Below are 15,389 nucleotides of genomic sequence, written 5' to 3'. Positions count from 1 at the left end.
AGCGAGATGCGGTCGCGCGGCGGCTCAGGCCCTCGCCGAGGGCGAGGCGGAGGATCTCGCGAATCTTGCGCATGGCGGAACGGGGGCGTGGCACCGGCATCGGTCCTCGAACGGCTGATCGTCCGAGCCACGATGGCGGACCGTGGTGCCCTCACGTCAGCGCGCTGACGGCCTCACGGGCGGGTGATCGGAAACCTCCGAAACGACTGATCGGATTGGAGCAAGATCCGCGGCAGGTGGTCGCGCTGAAGGCGCGACGTGAAGAAGTCGAGTGCACGCTCGACTGCCCGTACCGCGTGCCTGGGACTGCAGACGTGCTCGAGGAGGACGAGCCGGCCGATCCATTGACGGCCGTCACCCAGCAGGAGCCCTCACAGAATCCGCAGTCGGCACCAGCCGAGGCGCGGTCGTCAGCCGCCGGAGCCCGTCCGCCTCGACCGCATAGTTGTCCTCCACCTTGAGCAGGACGGTCGCACCGTCGATCTCGACCTGCGTCTCTGGTTCGATGGCGATCGTCATGCCCTCGAGGAGCACCTCGTCGCGGGAGCTCCGGTCGCGTCGATGGATGGTCGGCGGTTCGCACGCCCGGAGCCCGATGCCGTGACCGGTGCCGTACGGCGTGATCGGCAGTCCCTGCCGGCGCAGGTAGTCATTGATGGCGGCGTGGACATCCGCCACCCGGACACCCGGCCGCGCTGCCTCCTCACCGACGTGGAGCGCCTCGAGAAGCTGTCGGTAGGCTCGCGAGACGACAGCCGGCGGCTCGCCGACGAAGCCGACCCGGGCGATATCCGAGGCATAGCCGCCCCGCCCATAACAACCGATATCGAAGAAGAACGCATCACCCTCGCGGAGCGTCTGGCCGACCGCGAACCAGGTGCCCGACCCGCGTCGGACGTTGCAGAGCGAGTGGGTGAGGTACTCGACCCCGGCGGTCTGGAGCGACGCCATCGCGAGCGCGAGCACGTCGTAGTCGGTCATCCCGGGACGCGCGCCGTCGATCGCCGCGTCAGCGGCGGCGCAGTTGACGAGCGACGCTGCCTCGAGCAGGGCGATCTCGGCCGGCAGCTTGATCGCCCGGAGGTCGTACAGGTCGCGCGCCACGCCGACGAACTCGACCTCCGGGAGCTCGACCCGGAGGCCGGCGAGGAGCGTCGCATCGATGAGGTCGAACCCGACCCTCCGGGCCCTGAGTCGCGAGAGAGCCGCCGCGACCGCACTCGTCCAGTACTCCACCTGGGCAACGGCCGGCGCCCACGATGGCAGCGGGTGGGTCGCGCGGACCGCGGGTGCATCCGGATCCGGCCCCGCGACGTCCTCGTCGACCCAGGGGACGAAGACCTCGCCCTCGCCTGAACCGTCCATGAGGGCGACGAACCAGTCGAATCCCTCCGAGATGATCTGGAAGCGGGCGTCGAGTGCGTAGCGGATCGTGTCGAAGCCGGTGAGCAGAAGGTGGTCGAGGCCCCGGGATCGCATGAATCCGGTGACCCGTTCGCTCCGGGCTGCGCGGAGCGCGGCGACATCGTAAGGTGGCCATCCGGTCATCGCGAACCTCCGATGTGGCGGCGGGTCGTCATGCCATCGTCGTCCCGCCGTTCGGCTGAAGCACCTGTCCCGTGTAGTAGGTGGCGTCGCCAGACGCGAGGAACCCGACCGATGCGGCGATCTCCGCGGCAGTCGCGATTCGGCGCAGCGGCGCCGCCCGAGCGTACTGCTCCTTGATCGTCTCGACGCTCACGCCCGCGTCGGCGGCATCGACGGCGAGCTGCGGCGTGTCGATCACGCCTGGGGCGATGGCGTTCACCCGCACCGCTGGAGCGAGTTCGCAGGCGAGGGCCTTGGTCAGTCCGATGAGGCCTGCCTTGCTCGCCGCGTAGGCGGAGGCGTTCGGCCATCCCGTGACGCCCCACTCGCTCGAGATGAAGATGATGGCGCCACGTGTCTCGATGAGGTGCGGCCGCGCTGCTCGAGCGAGGTAGAACCCGCCGGACAGGTTCGTTCGGATGATCGCCCACCAGTCGTTGGGCGGATGGGTTTCGAGCGGAGCCATCGTCATCGCCGCGGCGTTGGAGACGACGAGATCAAGCCGACCGAATTCGAGTACGACTCGCCGGACGAGGTCGTCAACCTCACGCGGATCGCCCACATCCGCGGCGAACCGCCCGCGACGGTGGGTCGCCCCAGCGACGCGCCATCCGCTCGCGGTCAGACGATCGACGATCGCGCGACCGAGACCGCCCCCGGCGCCGGTGACGAGCGCCACGCGTGGGCCCGAGGCGGGGCGCTCGGTCACTGGATGACCACCCCGCCGTTCGGTGAATAGACCTGGCCGGTGGTCCACGGTGCCTCGGCGAGATGGAGGATCGCCGAGGCGATCTCAGCCGGTCGGCCGATCCGGCCGAGGGGAACCGTCGACGTGTACGAGGGTCCGCGGTCCCGATCGGGCAGGAGGGGAGTGTCGACTGCCCCGGGCGCGACACTGTTGACGCGGATCGTCGGGGCGAGCTCACGAGCGAGCGACCTGGTGAGTCCGATCACGGCCGCCTTGGCCGCGACGTATGGGGCGATGGCATCACCGCCGATGAGGGCCAGTTCAGACGCGACGGTGACGATCGAACCCCCACCAGCCTTTCGCATGCCGGGGACGACGGCGCGGGCAACGTGGAAGCATCCCCCGAGGAGCGTCCTCAGCGTCCGGTCCCAGAGCTCGTCGGTCACCTCGGCGAGCGGCTGCTCGGTGTAGAAGCCGGCATTGCAGACGGCGACCGAGATCGGGCCGAGCTCGGCTTCGATCCGGCGGACCATCTCCTCGACGGCCACGTCATCAGCCACGTCGGCCGCGTACGCCCGACCACCGAGCCGACCCGCAAGCTCGAGCGCCGGTCCCCGCTGCGTCCGATAGTTCACCGCCACGAGGTAGCCGGCCCCGGCGAACGCTTCGGCCGTGGCCCGCCCGATGCCGCTGCTCGCACCCGTCACGAGGACGACGGGTGCGAGTGACCGATGCTCCAGCAACGGCGCCACGGGCGCGCCCTCAACATCGCGGATCGCTGCTACTCGACGGGGATCTCTCTGAACCGTGCGTCGAACTCGGTCCCGTGTCGGCTCCGGTACCAGCGGGCACCGTAGAACCAGGCGACTGCCGCGACGACGACGACGATCGTCATCGCGATCGGGAACGGCTGGTTCGATCCGAACGCGCTGTCAAGGAACAACCGGTAGAAGACGTACCCCGTGAACACGAGCGAGATCACGCCGAGGATCGAGATCACCGGAACCCCTGCCACCCGGAACGCCACGGCGGACGACTCGAACACGCCGCGCCTGACATACGGAAAGGCGATGCCGCCGATCGAGACCAGGACGAACGTGATCGCCAACCCCATGAACCCGGAGAGGATGGCGACGAGCGAGGTGAACGCGTACAGCGCCAGGCATGCGATCGCGACGACGGCCGAGGTCGCGATCGCCCAGGTCGGCGAGTTGTAGCGCTCGGATACATCGGCGAGCTTCGTCGGGGCGACACCGTCGATCCCCCACGCGAGCATCGCCCGCGTTGCGTAGATCATCGTCGCGCCGACGTCGAGGGCGATCGTCCCGATCACCCAGACAGACATGAGGATCGTCAGCAGGACGTTGCCGCCGGCGATCCCGGCGAAGACATTGATGTACGCCGGCGCCGCGAGCGGGAACTGACCCGCGGCCAGCGAGCCGGCGCCGACGAGAAACGCGCTGCCGAAGACGACCCGCGAGAAGAACATCAGCCCGATCGACGCTGCCCCCATCGTGATCATGGCGACGAGGATGCCGACGAGCTGACTGCGTTGAACGTTCTTGACCTCGCCGCTCAGCGAGACGGATGCGACGGCGAACCAGATCGAGAACGCGGGCCAGATCATGAACTGGACCGTCTGACCCAGATCGAAGGGTGCGTTTCCGGCGGCGCCGGCCGCCGCGATCTTGTCGTACGAACCGGCGCCGGCGAGGGCGTCGAAGTTGGCCTTGAACGAGAGGCCGCCGGCCGCCGCCACGACGAGGACACCGAGCGTCACGAGGATGCTGCCCGCGACGAGCCACATGCCGATGCGCTGGATCGTGAAGTACCGGCTGAGGCCGCGGTAGACGAACGTCGCGGCGAGGAGGATGGTGATGGCGCCGGTGACGAAGATCCCGATCGGGCTGGCGAACCACGTGCTGATGTCGGCGAGGCTCGAGTTGCCGGTCTGGAGGGCGAGCGTGGCGAACAACGGCGAGAACCCGAAGATCGCGAGGAACGCGGCGACGATGCCCGTGTAGAACGTTTCCCAGAATGCGAACGACACGCTGGCGACGAACCCGATCGCCGGGTGGAGCACGCGTGAGAGGAATACGTACTCGCCGCCCGAGCGGGGGTAGACCGAGCTCATGAGGGCGTAGACGAGACCGAGGGCGATCCCGCCAAGGGTGACGGCGACCGTTGCCAGTTCCATCGACGCGCCCGGGTAGAACTGCCAGGCAGCGATCGTGAAGATGATGAACCCGAGGGTGATCTGCCCCCATCCGTAGAAGACGACATCGCCCACGCCCACCTCGCGTACGAGCCCCGAACTCGCCCGCGTGAACAACCCCTTCGTCGCCGGTACCGGAGCACTCATGGCACGTTCCTCCTCGCTGCGGTCAGCCCGTTACGAGCTGGACCTTCGGTGAACCCATCGCGACATCCACGTCGACGAGCAAGCCGTCAAGGATGCCCTCCCCGTACTCGCTCCCCGGATTCGCTACCGTCGTTGGGCCGATCGTTCGCACCCCTTTCGACTCGTGGATGTGGCCATGCAGTCCGAGCATCGGCTCGTAACGCTCGATCGCGGCACGGACCGCCGTGCTGCCGACAGGAACGATCTCGGGCCCGGCTCCGCTCATGACCATGCGGAGGTTCGCATCGAGGCGCGGGGCGTTGTCGAGCCCTGAGTGATGGGGCGGTACGTGGAAGCTGAAGATCGCCCGGTCCATCCGACGAACCCCTGTCACCGCGGTGTCGATCCGTTCGCCGAGCTCTTCCTCGCTGATGTCCCGCGGACATGGCCAAGGCGTCGGGTTGCCGTAGCCCATGCCGACGATCTCGATGCCGCCGAGGTCGATGACGCGGCCATTCGGGTCCTCGATCACGGACGAGGCCGCGAGGGCGGCGTCGATCTCGAAGAAGTCGTCGTTCGCGCCGCTCACGAGACAGCGGATGCCGGAACCCCGCAGACGCGCCTCGGCGAATTCGATCCAGTCGGTTACCCGCGCCATGATGAGCTGATGGAACAGGCGGTCGCGGAGGGCCGCGTCGGCGGTATGCGCCTCGTACTCCTCTTCGCTCATGACCGTGCCGTACTGCCCGGCGTCGGCGATCTGTCGAAGAAGCCGCTCGATCTCGGCCGTCGTCTCCGCCCTGCGTTCGATCCCCTGAAACGTCGCTGTCGCGGGTCCCCGGAGGTGGCGGATGATCGGTACGACGAACTTCCCCGTGATGTCGCCGCCGACGATGATGACGTCGGCCTTGTAGAACGTGCCGGCGGCCAGAAACTTCCGCCAGCAGCGTTCTGAAGCGTGGATGTCCGAGCAGAAGTAGAGCCTCACGAGATCGCCCTGCCCGGCGCGTTGAGTTCGTCGCCGATCACTCGGGCCGCGTGACTGACCGCCGCAGCAAGCGCGGTTCGTCGCCGAGACGTGAGTTGCGCGTCAAGCCCCGCCACGCTCACCGCGGCGATCGTTCGCCCGAGGCCGTCCCGAACCGGCACGCCGGCAGCGACGACGCCGACCTCGACGTCCCCGTCTGCCCAGGCGACGGCAGACGACCGAACTGCCTCGACGCGTGCGCGGATGACCTCCGGGCCGACCATCGCGTCGGCCGTCGTGCGCGACGGCAACTGGGCGAGGATGCGGTCGACTTCGTCGTCCGGGAGCCCAGCGAGGAGGACCAGCGGTCCAGCGCCGATGTGGAGGGGGAGCGTGTCACCGAGCTGATAGGCAGCGAGCGTGACGCCGCCGCCGTCGACACGTTCGACGCACAACGCCTCGTCGCCGTCCCGGACCGACAGGTAGCTGGAAACACGGAATGACTCGGCCAGCACCCGCAGGTGGGGTCTGGCGATCCGTGCGAGCGCGATCCGCTCATGAACGGCGGTGCCGAGCAGGAACAGGTGAAGGCCGAGCGCGAGTCGGCCGGACGTGCTGCGCTCGATGAACCCGTGCCGTTCAAGCGTTGCCACCAGGCGATGCACCGTGGTCCGGCTCATCTGCAGCCGACGGCTCAGTTCGGCCATTGACAACTCGCCATCGGCGGCGGCCACGACATCGAGCAGGATGATCGCCTTTCCGATCGCGCTGACGTACGGACCAGGCGCCGATCGGGAGGCGGTCCGGACCTCACGGGCCGCGCTGGTTCGATCAGGCACGGTCCGCTTGTGCTCGACCGGAATCGACGATTCGCCTGTCCAACGATCTCACCGCTCTAGCGAGATATCCGGATCGTGGTCAATCATCCCACCATTCGGACGCCCCATCAATGGGTTCGGGCGCAGAGAGGATGCTCAAGTTGCAATAGACCAGGGCCTGGCCTATTGCGGAACCGGCGTTGACACGCTCCGTACTATGGGTCAATGCCCCATACAATGGACCTTTTAGGCGGGACAGTCGTCGGCGCCGACCTCGACGCCCGGATTGCCGCCCATGCCGAGGATGCCTTCGGACTCCTCGAGCGCCTTGTAGCCGAGCCCAGTGTTGTCGGCGCGGAGCAGGGGGCCGAGGAAGTGCTGGCCGGCGAGTTCGAGAGCCTCGGCTTCGAGATCGAGCGGCTTCCTATCCCGGCGGAGATCGCCGCCGTCCCGGGCGCCGGTGTCCCGCTTCGGTCCTACGAGGGACGCTACAACCTGGTCGCCCGGCGCTCCAACAGCCCCGATCGACCGTCGCTCCTTCTTAATGGCCACATCGACGTTGTGCCGGCCGAGGAACCCGACGAGTGGACCACTCCGCCATTTGCGCCGCATCGGCGTGCCGGCTGGCTCTACGGCCGCGGTGCCGGAGACATGAAGTCCGGCTTCGCGATGGGCGCTCTCGCGATCCGCTCCCTGCTGGACGTAGCGCCCGACGCCATTCGCGGCCCCCTCACCGTTCTCGCGGCGATCGAGGAGGAGTGCACTGGCAACGGCTCGCTTGCGGCCGCCGAGCAAGGTGTTCTCGCCCAAGCTGTCGTCCTCCTCGAGCCTACCAATCTCGACTTGCTCCTCGGCGGCATCGGGATCCTCTGGCTCGAGGTTACGGTCACCGGCCGAGCCGCCCATGCCCACGCAGCCGGCTCAGCGATCAACGCGATCGAGGCGAGCTTTCCGCTCATCACGGCGCTGCGGGCGCTCGAGGATGAGCTCAACACGACCGAACGTGACCCCCGAATCGTCGGCACGGACCGCCCGTTCATCGTCAACGTTGGCCGCTTTGCCGGTGGCGATTGGGGATCGAGCGTTCCGGCGGTAGCTCGGTTCGAGGTGCGCGTTGGCGCCCCGTGGACCTGGACGGCGGACAAAGCCGAGTCCCTCGTTCGAAAGCGACTCACGGAGGCCGCAGATCGGGATCCATGGTTGTCTGTCAATCCGCCGACTGTCCGTGCATCCGGGTTTCGCGCAGAAGGGTATGACCTCTCTGGAGATGAACCACTCGCGCGGCTCCTTGGAGCGGCCCATCGCGCCGCCCACGGATCGGATCCTCAGATGTCCGTCATGGGAACCACGACTGACGCCCGAACCTACCTGAATCGGTACAACATTCCCGCGATCTGCTACGGCCCGCGGACGACTCGCATGCACGGCATCGACGAGGGGGTCGAACTTGCAAGCATCGTCGCTGGCGCTCAAACGCTCGGCAGGTTCCTGGCCGCTTGGTACGCTCAACCGGAGAAGAGGGCGTGAGCGGTACGCCGGCCCGGACGACGCCGCAGCCTCCCGCGCGACGCGCGCATCTGAAGCAGATCGGCCCCGGCGGCAACGCGTTGGTCGCTGGCCTCTTCGCTCCGCTCCGCCTTCGGAACGCTGGCGAGCTCGTCGCGGAGCGGCTCGTGACAGCGCTCGCCCTGGGCGAGTTCGTGCCTGGCCAGCGACTGCCCACAGAACGTGACCTCGCTGTGACGCTTGAGGTCAGCCGCACCACCGTTCGCGAGGCGATCTCTCGACTCGCGGCCACCGGCTACGTAGAGGTGCGGCGCGGCCGCCACGGCGGCGCGTTCGTCCTTGCTGGTATTCGCCCCGACGCGGACGAGATGATCCGGCGAACGCTCGTCCCGGGCTGGCCGCAACTCGAGCAGCTGTTCGACTTCCGCACGCTTGTGGAGCCGCTCATCGCCCGGACGGCGGCTGCTCGCCGAACCCCATCTGACATCGATCGTATCCAGGGCGCGCTCGCCGATTACCGCGGGGCAGGCTTGGACCGCGAGGCTTCGAGTACGGCGGATGAGGCGCTCCACCGATCTATCGCAGAGGCTGCCCACAACCCATATCTGGTCGACCTCTCCGAGCGTATCCGCCACGGCGTGAGCCTCGGCTTCCGCGCCGAGCCATACAGCCTTCCCATCCGGGAGCGGGCGATCGGTGAGCACGGCGATCTTGCCAATGCCGTGATTGCTGGCGCCACCGACCAGGCGGCGGCAATCGCCGCCCGTCACTTCACAATCACGGAGGAGCGTCTGCGCGAGCTGTATGACCGGACGCGCACCGCAGGCGGCGAGCCGGGTATCGGATGAGTCCGCGACTCGGATACCTCGTGCGCCGTCTCCTACTGACCATCCCGGTCTTGGTCATGATGAGCATCTTCGTCTTCCTCATGATCCGCCTCGTGCCTGGCGACCCGGTCCGCACGATGCTCGGCTTCAGAGCGACGGACGAGAACGTTGCCACGATCCGGGCGGCGCTCGGCCTCGACCGCCCGCTTGCTGATCAGTACGTCGCGTGGCTAGGCGGCTTGCTCCACGGCGATCTCGGTCAGGACTTCATCAGTAAGGCGCCGCTTACCAGCCTGCTCGCCGAGCGCCTGTCGGTGACCCTCGAGCTGACCGTCCTGGCGATGGCCGTTGCACTGATCGTCGGCGTTCCGCTCGGCGTCCTGGCGGCGACCCGTGGTCGCTGGACCGGCCGTCTGACGAGTGCGTTCGTCGTAGCCGCGATCAGCGTGCCCGACTTCTGGCTCGGGATCATGCTGGTCCTCCTCTTCGCCGGCACGATGCGCCTCTTACCGCCGTCGGGCTACACGCCGTTCGTCGACGACCCTGCCTCGAACCTGCGCGACATGATCCTTCCCGTCCTGACCCTTGCCGCGGGCGAGGCGGCATACATCCTTCGGACGACCCGTGGCGCGATGGAGGCCACGCTCGGAAGCCCATTTGTCCTCTTCCTGCGGGCCAAGGGATTGAGCCAGAGCGAGATCACCTTCCGCCACGCCCTGCGCAACGCCGCCGTTCCGATCGTCACCGTCGTCGGTATCCAGTTCGGCGTGCTCCTCGGCGGAGCGATCGTCGTCGAGAGTCTGTTCGCCCTGCCGGGTGTCGGGCGGCTCATCGTCACGGCGATCAATCAGCGCAACTATCCGGTCGTGCAGGCCGGGGTGCTCGTCGTGGCAGTGCTCTTCATCCTCGTCAATCTCCTCACGGATCTCCTCTACGGCGTCCTCGATCCGCGATTGGCCGAGGGAGACGAAGCATGACGGCGCGGAGTCTTCCTGGCTCCCATCACCGAGCGTCGCTCGCCGGACGACTCGTCCGCCGCGTCGGCGGTTGGGAAGCATTCGTTGGCGTGGTCATCCTCGCCGGGCTCGTTACGCTCGCGGTTCTTGCACCCCTCATATCACCGCACGATCCCGAGGCGATCGACTCCGCCAGGCTCCTTGCGCCACCGGACCTCCGCCACCCGTTTGGCTTCGATGCCCTCGGGCGCGACGTACTTACGCGGGTCCTGTTCGCCTATCGCGTTTCGCTGACCGTCGCCTTTGGCTCGGTCGCCCTGGCGTGCGCGATCGGTGCGCCCATCGGCCTCGTGGCCGGTTTCCGCGGCGGTTGGGTCGATGGGCTCCTCATGCGCCCGATGGACCTCCTCCTCGCGCTGCCGGCTCTTCTCCTCGCCGTCGCACTCATCGCCATCGTCGGTCCAGGCTCGCTCATCGCGCTCGTCGCGATCGCCGTGATCTACCTACCGATCATCGCGAGGATCGTCCGCAGCGCTGCGATCGTCGTCGAAGCGCAGCCGTACGTGGACGGAGCCCGGGCCCGCGGTGCCTCGGAGATCTCGATCATGCTCCGTCATGTCCTGCCGAACTCGCTCGGACCCGCCCTCGTCCAGGCGTCCGTCCTCATGGGTTTCGCGATCCAGATCGAGGCGGCGCTCTCGTTCCTGGGCCTCGGCGCCCAGCCTCCGACCGCGTCGCTTGGCACCATGCTCAACGAAGGTCGTGACGTCCTGACCCTGGCGCCTTGGGTGGAGATCTTTCCTGGTCTCGCCCTTGCAGTGACGGTGCTCGGGTTCAACCTCGTCGGTGACGGACTGAGACGGCGACTCGATCCTCGCGGGATGGCTCGATGATCTCGACCACCGTGAGTCCGGCGTCGACGCAAGCAGCCGGAGGCTTGGACGAGGTCCTGGTCCTCCGCCGCGTCGGCGTCGAGTTCCGGGTCGAGGACGACCGAATCTCGGCCGTGGCCGACGTGTCACTGCGGATCAACCGTGGTGAGATCTTCGGTCTCGTCGGCGAATCTGGTTGCGGCAAGTCGACCCTCGCATTGGCGATCATGGGGCTCCTGCCGAGTACCGCTGCCGTCAAAGGGCAGATCACCTTTCTCGGCCGCGACCTCGTCGGTCTCGGTGAGAGGGAGCTACGAGCACTGCGTGGCGACCGGATGAGCATGATCTTCCAGGACCCGCTCACCGCGCTCGACCCGACCTACGGGATCGGCGACCAGGTGGCGGAGACGATCCGCGCTCACCGAAGGACCGATCGGTCTGGCGCCCGCGATCGGGCTCTCGAGCTTCTGCGAGAGGTCGGAATCCCATCGGCCGAGGAGCGCTACGCGGAGCCACCGCACCGGTTCTCCGGCGGCATGCGTCAGCGCGTCGTCGTCGCGACGGCCCTCGCCAACGAGCCAGCTCTGCTCATCGCCGACGAGCCCACGACGGCCCTCGACGTGACGATCCAGGCCCAGATCATCGAACTGATCAAGGTACTCCGTGAGCGCCACCGGACCACGGTCGTCCTCATCACGCATGACTTGGGCGTCATCGCGCAGACCTGCGACCGGGTCGGTGTCATGTACGCCGGCCAGCTTGTCGAGATTGCTCCAGTAGCCCAGATCTTCGCCTCCCCTCGTCACCCGTACACTCAGGCGCTCATCGGCGCGCTCCCGACCAGGGCGCAGGCGCGCGGCTCGCTGCACGTCATCGACGGACAGGTGCCAGAGCTGTCCGCGCCGCCGGCCGGATGCCGCTTCTCGCCCCGTTGCCCCGTCCGGCGCGACGAGTGCGATCACGTACCGCCTCTCGCCATCGCCTCACCAGACCATGCGATCGCGTGCTGGAATGATCTGGCGACCCGCGCCGCAGCGGAGATGACCGGCCAGGCCTCTGAGGCGGCCCGATGAACGGCGCGCTGCTCGAAGTCCGCGGACTCGTCAAGCACTTCCCTGTTCGCGGTGCGCTCCTGGGTCGGTCGACGGTCGTCCACGCCCTTGATGGTGTGGATCTGATCGTAGCTCCGGGTGAGCTCGTCGCGATCGTCGGGGAGTCCGGATCCGGCAAGACGACGCTCGCCCGCTGTGTCCTCGGTTTGACGGCCGTGACGGACGGCGAGATCTGGTTTCATGGCGCGGACGTCACCCGCCTGCGCGGCGCCGACAGGCGCGAGTTCCGCCGACGAGTCCAGCCGATCTTCCAGGACCCGTATGCCTCGCTCGACCCGCGCTGGCCGATCTCTCGGACGATCCGCGAGCCGCTTGACGCGTTCAAGATCGGCCGGCCTGCCGAGCGCGAGACGCGGGTCGCGACGCTTCTCGACCGGGTTGGCTTGTCGCGCCGGCTCGCCGCCCGGCGACCCCACGAGCTGTCGGGCGGCCAGCGTCAGCGTGTCGGAATCGCGGCAGCGCTCGCCCTGGAGCCCGAGCTCATCATCGCCGATGAGCCGGTGTCGGCCCTCGATGTCTCGGTTCAGGCGCAGATCCTCAACCTGCTCGCCGAACTCCAGCGCGATCTTGGGCTGGCCCTTGTCCTGATCACCCATAACCTCGCGGTCGTCGAGCACGTCTGCGATCGGGCGGCGGTCCTCTACCTCGGTCGGCTGGCTGAGGAGGGCCCGACCGACGCGCTTTTCGCCCGGGCCGAGCACCCATACACGCAGGCGTTGATCGCCGCGATCCCGTACCCGGACCCGGGACGCCGGGTGACCGCAGCCCGCATCAACGGCGAGATCCCGAGTCCGATCAACCCACCGACCGGTTGCCGGTTCCACCCTCGTTGTCCGGTCGCCATCGAGCGCTGCCGGACCGAGGTGCCGGAGCTCACCGCCTTCGGCCTTCGGCACCGCGCGGCCTGCCACGTCGCTCGCGTCCGGGCTGACTCGGCCTGCGGGTCGGAAGCGGGCGATCCAGTCGTCCACGCAGCGACCAGCCACTGACCGGATCAGGAGGAAGCGCCCATGCCAGTCGCCACTGTTAACGACATCGAGATCAACTATCGCCTCGAAGGGGACGGCCCTGAGACGATCGTCATGGTCAACGGCCTGGCCGATGACCTTGAGTCGTGGGCCTATCAGACCGAAGACTTCCTGGCCGCCGGCCACCGAGTCCTTCGGTTCGACAACCGCGGCGCTGGCCAGACGAGCAAGCCTCCCGGCCCATACACGACCCGGCTCTTTGCCGAGGATACGAAGGCGCTCGTCGACCATCTTCGAATCGGCAGTTTCCACCTACTCGGCACCAGCATGGGCGGGATGATCGCCCAGGAATACGCGATCGCGTATGGCTCGGATCTCAAGAGCCTCGTCCTCAGCTCGACCTACGCGGCACCTGGTCCGTTCTGCGGTCGGATGTTCGCGATGTGGGCGGATCTCGCGCCCGTACTCGGCGTGTCGTTCGTCATGCGCGACGTGACCCTCTGGGCGTTTACGGTGCCGTTTTTCGAGAGCCGGGAGGCCGAGCTCGGGGAATTCGAGATAGCGATGGCCGACCTCGCGCAACCGCTCGACGCGTATCTCGCCCAGCTGAGCTCGATTCGAACCCACGACACGAACGGTCGGCTCAACCGAATCTCGGTACCAACGCTCGTTATCGCCGGCGCGGAAGACATCCTCATCCCGGTCGAACTCTCGCGCCGGCTGCACGAAGCCATCGATGGGGCGGAGTGGGCGACGACGCCCGGGGGCCACGCCTCGATCTGGGAGCACCCGAAGCCATTCAACGAATCCGTTCTCGCGTTCATCGCCCGACACCGCTGAGACTGCGGCCCAGCACCGAAGGAGGAGATCCGTGTCCCATCCCCACGATCCTGAGCAGCGACGAGCGGAAGCGCTCGCTCGGAGCTTCATGCGCGGCGACCTCTCGCGACGCGACTTCCTGCGCCGCGCGGCCGGCTTCAGTGGTGCGGTCCTCGCAGCCACCAGCCTAGGTTCGGTCGTAACCGCGTGCGGTGGCACGTCGGCTACCGCGTCCCCGGCGGGCGGCGCGAGCCAAGGCTCGAGTTCGGCGCCAGCGAGCGCGTCAGCCGCAGCCAGCGCAGCGGCGAAGTCCGGAGGAACCCTCCAGGCGGCCCTCACCGGGGAGCCTGATTCCCTCGACCCGGCGACGTCTTCGATCTACACCGGTGCGCAGGTCTACGACAACATCTTCAGCAAACTCGTCGACCTCGACGAGAACAACCAGATCGTCGGCGTCCTCGCGACGAAGTGGGCGCAGCCGGATCCACTGACGTGGGTGTTCGATCTCGTTGACAACGCGACGTTCCACAACGGCGAGAAATTCGGGGCGGCCGATGTCAAGTACACCTTCGAGCGGATGCTCGATCCGAAGACAGCCAGCGGCTACGCTCCCCTGTACGACGCGATCGCCTCGATCGAGGCGACCAGCCCCACCCGCGTGACTTTCAAACTCAAGACGCCCTTCGGGCCCTTCCTGAATAATCTCGCCAACAACGGCGAGATCGTCAACAAGAAGGCGATCTCAGCCAAGGATCCTGCCCGCAACCCGGTCGGTACCGGGCCCTTCCAGTTCGTGGAATGGGTCCAGGGGGACCACATCACGCTCAAGAAGTTCGACGGCTACTTCCGAGCCGGCAGGCCGTACCTCGACGGCGTCCAGTTCAAGTTCCTGCTCGTCGACCAGAGTCGGATCGAGTCGCTCCGCTCGGGGAACCTCGATTGGGCCGACGCTATCCCGCTCCAGTCGCTCAAGGCCCTCTCCGCGGACCCGACCTTCACGCACATCACCTCACCGATAGCCGGGATCCCGGACTTTCTCGCGATGAACACGGCCAAGCCGCCGTTCAACAACAAGGCTCTCCGCCAGGCGATCGCCTGGGCCCTGGACCGTAAGCAGATCCGCGATGTCGCCTACTTCGGTGCCGGTGAAGTCGGCTCGGAGGAAGTGCCCAGCGGTTCACCGTGGTTCGGGGGCAGCGATCCGGATGCCAATGGGCCTGATCTGGTCAAGGCGAAGGCCCAACTCGCAGCGGCGGGCATCACGACGCCGTTCACGATCAAGTACCTGGGCCTGCCGCAATACCCTGAACTGCTCAAGACCGGAGAGGTCGTTCGCGACCAGCTCAAGGCGATCGGGATCAACCTGACGATCGAGCAGGTCGACGTCTCGGTCTGGTTCGATCGTTTCACCAAAGGGAACTACGAGATCACGTCGGCGTACCAGGAGCGGACGATCGACCCGGACAACTTCTACGCGATCGTCCTGCGAACTGGCGGCTCGATCAATACGACGTTCTACTCGAACCCGCAACTGGATCAGCTCATCGATCAGGCCCGATCCCAGACCGATGTTGCCAAGCGCAAGGATCTGTACGTCGCGATCCGCCAAATCGTCTTCGAGGACGCGCCGCTGATCTTCGCCCACTACGAGACGATCAACTACCTCATGAAGAAGGATGTCGTGGGCTCGACGGTCAACCCGACCCTCGAGCTCCGGCTGGAAAACGTCTGGCTCAATCGCTGACGGGTCCCAATCATCCTTCGCAGCCGAGCGTCCCCTGCAAGCCTCAGCAGGGGCGCTCGACATCCGACGGCGGGCGGCGATGTGGACCGAGCCGGTTGCCGTTCGAGAATGTCGAGCGAGCAGGCCGCAGCCGCTATCCTCGGCGCAGATGGAGACCCCTGACCCGCCGCGCCGATGACGCCCT

Annotated in this window: 14 protein-coding genes; 8 read left to right on the top strand and 6 right to left on the bottom strand. The window is 67.2% G+C overall.

What is annotated here, in order from left to right:
• Positions 1–354 precede the first annotated feature (354 nt).
• The 6 genes from IVW53_08780 to IVW53_08755 are packed head-to-tail and all read right to left on the bottom strand — an operon-like array spanning position 355 to position 6,422.
• Positions 355–1,548, bottom strand: coding sequence for an aminopeptidase P family protein (locus IVW53_08780; protein MBF6605659.1), 1,194 nt, complete (start codon positions 1,546–1,548; stop codon positions 355–357).
• Positions 1,549–1,576: 28 nt separating this feature from the next.
• Positions 1,577–2,296, bottom strand: a complete 720-nt coding sequence (locus tag IVW53_08775; protein MBF6605658.1) for an SDR family oxidoreductase — start codon at positions 2,294–2,296, stop codon at positions 1,577–1,579.
• Positions 2,293–3,015 (bottom strand): SDR family oxidoreductase, encoded by a 723-nt coding sequence (locus tag IVW53_08770; GenBank protein MBF6605657.1) that lies wholly within the window; start codon positions 3,013–3,015, stop codon positions 2,293–2,295. The genes IVW53_08775 and IVW53_08770 overlap by 4 nt, the downstream gene beginning before the upstream one ends.
• A 41-nt stretch (positions 3,016–3,056) precedes the next feature.
• Positions 3,057–4,637 (bottom strand): APC family permease, encoded by a 1,581-nt coding sequence (locus IVW53_08765; protein MBF6605656.1) that lies wholly within the window; start codon positions 4,635–4,637, stop codon positions 3,057–3,059.
• Between the two features lie 22 nt (positions 4,638–4,659).
• A complete protein-coding gene (locus IVW53_08760) occupies positions 4,660–5,604 on the bottom strand; it encodes a metallophosphoesterase (protein ID MBF6605655.1) in 945 nt (314 codons plus the stop codon).
• A complete protein-coding gene (locus IVW53_08755) occupies positions 5,601–6,422 on the bottom strand; it encodes a helix-turn-helix domain-containing protein (GenBank protein ID MBF6605654.1) in 822 nt (273 codons plus the stop codon). The genes IVW53_08760 and IVW53_08755 overlap by 4 nt, the downstream gene beginning before the upstream one ends.
• A 216-nt stretch (positions 6,423–6,638) precedes the next feature.
• Between IVW53_08755 and IVW53_08750 the strand changes: the two genes are divergently transcribed.
• The 8 genes from IVW53_08750 to IVW53_08715 are packed head-to-tail and all read left to right on the top strand — an operon-like array spanning position 6,639 to position 15,205.
• Positions 6,639–7,928 carry an ArgE/DapE family deacylase gene (locus tag IVW53_08750; protein MBF6605653.1) on the top strand — a complete coding sequence of 430 codons (1,290 nt, stop codon included), beginning with the start codon at positions 6,639–6,641 and terminating at the stop codon, positions 7,926–7,928.
• Positions 7,925–8,755, top strand: coding sequence for a FadR family transcriptional regulator (locus tag IVW53_08745; GenBank protein MBF6605652.1), 831 nt, complete (start codon positions 7,925–7,927; stop codon positions 8,753–8,755). Before IVW53_08750 ends, IVW53_08745 begins: the two co-directional genes overlap by 4 nt.
• Positions 8,752–9,711, top strand: coding sequence for an ABC transporter permease (locus tag IVW53_08740; protein MBF6605651.1), 960 nt, complete (start codon positions 8,752–8,754; stop codon positions 9,709–9,711). The genes IVW53_08745 and IVW53_08740 overlap by 4 nt, the downstream gene beginning before the upstream one ends.
• Complete coding sequence (locus IVW53_08735; GenBank protein MBF6605650.1) at positions 9,708–10,583, top strand: ABC transporter permease; 876 nt, start codon at positions 9,708–9,710, stop codon at positions 10,581–10,583. Before IVW53_08740 ends, IVW53_08735 begins: the two co-directional genes overlap by 4 nt.
• A gap of 44 nt (positions 10,584–10,627) precedes the next feature.
• Positions 10,628–11,635 carry an ABC transporter ATP-binding protein gene (locus tag IVW53_08730; protein MBF6605649.1) on the top strand — a complete coding sequence of 336 codons (1,008 nt, stop codon included), beginning with the start codon at positions 10,628–10,630 and terminating at the stop codon, positions 11,633–11,635.
• Positions 11,632–12,663 (top strand): ABC transporter ATP-binding protein, encoded by a 1,032-nt coding sequence (locus IVW53_08725; GenBank protein ID MBF6605648.1) that lies wholly within the window; start codon positions 11,632–11,634, stop codon positions 12,661–12,663. Before IVW53_08730 ends, IVW53_08725 begins: the two co-directional genes overlap by 4 nt.
• Before the next feature lie 21 nt (positions 12,664–12,684).
• Complete coding sequence (locus IVW53_08720) at positions 12,685–13,482, top strand: alpha/beta fold hydrolase (protein MBF6605647.1); 798 nt, start codon at positions 12,685–12,687, stop codon at positions 13,480–13,482.
• Between the two features lie 31 nt (positions 13,483–13,513).
• Entirely contained in the window at positions 13,514–15,205 is a 1,692-nt protein-coding gene (locus IVW53_08715; protein MBF6605646.1) for a hypothetical protein, read from the top strand.
• Positions 15,206–15,389: the final 184 nt, after the last annotated feature.

This window comes from Chloroflexota bacterium (assembly GCA_015478725.1).
Classification (GTDB): Bacteria; Chloroflexota; Limnocylindria; order Limnocylindrales; family CSP1-4; genus C-114.
Note: the sequence above shows the minus strand (reverse complement) of the source record. Positions and strands in the feature narration are given on the sequence as shown.